The organism is Klebsiella sp. Ech2A (assembly GCF_030078455.1).
In the GTDB taxonomy this organism is placed as follows: Bacteria; Pseudomonadota; Gammaproteobacteria; order Enterobacterales; family Enterobacteriaceae; genus Klebsiella; species Klebsiella terrigena.
Window position 1 is genome coordinate 1 of sequence record NZ_JAQGFU010000425.1, and the last position, 1,328, is coordinate 1,328.

General features: G+C 67.2%; 2 protein-coding genes. Both read left to right on the top strand.

Translation table 11 applies throughout. The features are described 5' to 3' along the window. A partial coding sequence (locus tag PFH44_RS27675; RefSeq protein WP_283826853.1) for an efflux RND transporter periplasmic adaptor subunit occupies positions 1–1,070 on the top strand: 1,070 nt, incomplete at its 5' end. Positions 1,071–1,083: 13 nt separating this feature from the next. After that, the coding region (locus PFH44_RS27680) for an efflux RND transporter permease subunit (protein ID WP_283826854.1) at positions 1,084–1,328 on the top strand (245 nt) is incomplete at its 3' end.

Consider the following 1,328-nt stretch of genomic DNA (forward strand, 5'->3'; position numbering starts at 1 on the left):
TGTTCCGCTGCGCCTTCCTGGCCTGCGGCCTGGCCGGCTACGCCCTCAGCGCCGCCGCGGCGCCGGCGATTCCGGTTCGCGTAGCGACCGTCGAGCGCGCCGCCCACGTCGATGAGCGGCAGATCCCCGGACGCGTCGAGGCGATTCACGCGGTCGAGATCCGCGCCCGTACCGAAGGCGCCATCGTCGAGCGCCACTTCGCGGACGGCCAGTACGTCAGGCAGGGCGACCGCCTCTTTACCCTCGATGACGCCCAGCCCCGTGCCGCGCTGGCGCTGGCCCAGGCCGAGCTGAAAAGCGCCCGGGCTTCGCTGCGCCAGGCAGAACAGCTGCTGAGCCGCTATCAGCGCCTGAAAAACAACCACTCGATTAGCCGCAACGATGTCGATAACGCGCAGATGCAGCGCGATGTCGCCGCCGCCGCGGTGGAGCAGGCGCAGGCGCGGGTTGCCGCGCAGCAGATAACGCTCGGCTACACCCGCATTGATTCGCCGGTGACCGGGCGCGTGGGCCATAGCCCGTTTCACGTCGGCAGCCTGGTGAATCCGGCCAGCGGCGCGCTGGTGGATATCGTCCAGCTCGACCCGATCCGCGTCTCTTTCGCCTTAGATGAAAACGCTTTTTACAGTAAGGCGGGGCAGCATGACGATATCGGCGCGCTGAAGCAGGCGTGGCAGGCGTTGATTGCCCCCGGCGGCGCGCGCGAAGAGGGGGTGCTGACCTCGGTGGATAACCGCATCGACAGCCGCACCGCCAGCGTCGTGATGCGCGCCGAGTTTGCTAATCCGCAGCATCGCCTGCTGCCGGGCGGCAGCGTGACGGTGATTTTGCGCCCGCGCCAGCAGCAGGAAAGCCTGACCATCCCGCTGGCGGCGGTGCAGCAGGACGCGCAGGGCTTCTACAGCTGGGTGCTGACGGAAGATAACACCGCCGCGCTGCGTCGGCTGACGCTCGGCGAGCAGCAGGGACAGCGCTACGCGGTCGCGCAGGGGCTGGACGTTGGCGAGCGCGTGGTGACGGAAGGCGTACAGCGCCTGCGTGACGGCGCCGCCGTGCGGCTACTGAAATAAGAAAGGAGAAGGGATGCTGACGTTTTTTATCCGTCGCCCGCGCTTTGCGATGGTGATTGCGCTGCTGATAACCTTTGCCGGCGCGGTGGCGCTGAAGCTGATTCCGGTTGAGCAGTATCCACAGATTACGCCGCCGGTGATTAGCGTCAGCGCCAGCTGGCCGGGCGCCAGCGCGGCAGACGTCGCCGAGGCCATCGCCGCGCCGCTGGAAACCCAGCTCAACGGCGTTGACCATATGCTCTACATGGAGTCCACCAG